The following is a 713-nucleotide window of genomic DNA, read 5'->3' as shown; positions in this document are numbered from 1 at the left end:
ACATATAGCTGTAATGGCAATTAGTTTTGTTTTTAATTTCACGAATTTACCTCCTCAATCGTCTTACTTTATACGATTCCATTACTTGGAAGTTGCGCTAAACTGCCCGTTACTTTAACAAACAAAAGAGGAGCTGCCACGAAGCAAGCCCCTCAACTATCGTTCATCGTTAGCTTAATAACTAATGCCTAATGACCCTAAGCTGCTTGAATTTACAAATTTAATCCCAAAATACACTATAAATCTTCGAATTAATATTCTTTATGGTAAATCTATTCTTCGTGCTTTGTTCTAACGAATTTTCTTCTTCAATTTCAGTAGGTTGTAAAATTTCTAACCTTTTTAGCAATTCATCTATTTCAACGGTTCCAATAATATAAATCCTCTCACTATAAAGCCATTGACCCTCATCAATATCGGTAATTTCAATAAAAACATTCTCAATTCTATTGTCCAGTTGAATTTCATTCAAAATGTTTTGGAATTCATCAATCGTTGGATGATTATCAATATTTGCGGCAATTGAATAATCATCTGTATTTCCAGTGAAAAATTCATTAATTGTAATTAGAGGACCAATCGGTCCTTTAAATCCAATATTCTTAACCTTTTCTAAAAGTGCCTCTTGATAATTCATAACTTTCTTCCCCATTTCTTTATGATTTTATGATTGGATGTATTCGTCGAATCGATTGAACAATCCTGCCCGTTAG

The 713-nt window shown here is 32.3% G+C and carries 1 protein-coding gene; it reads right to left on the bottom strand.

Annotated elements, in window-relative coordinates; translation table 11 throughout:
- Positions 1–220 precede the first annotated feature (220 nt).
- Positions 221–652 carry a hypothetical protein gene (locus AC1DVJ_RS31210; protein ID WP_477596848.1) on the bottom strand — a complete coding sequence of 144 codons (432 nt, stop codon included), beginning with the start codon at positions 650–652 and terminating at the stop codon, positions 221–223.
- Positions 653–713: the final 61 nt, after the last annotated feature.

This window comes from Paenibacillus sp. P4_A9, from assembly GCF_056402415.1.
The sequence above is the reverse complement of the archived record's forward strand: the minus strand, read 5'-3'. Positions and strand labels throughout refer to the sequence as shown.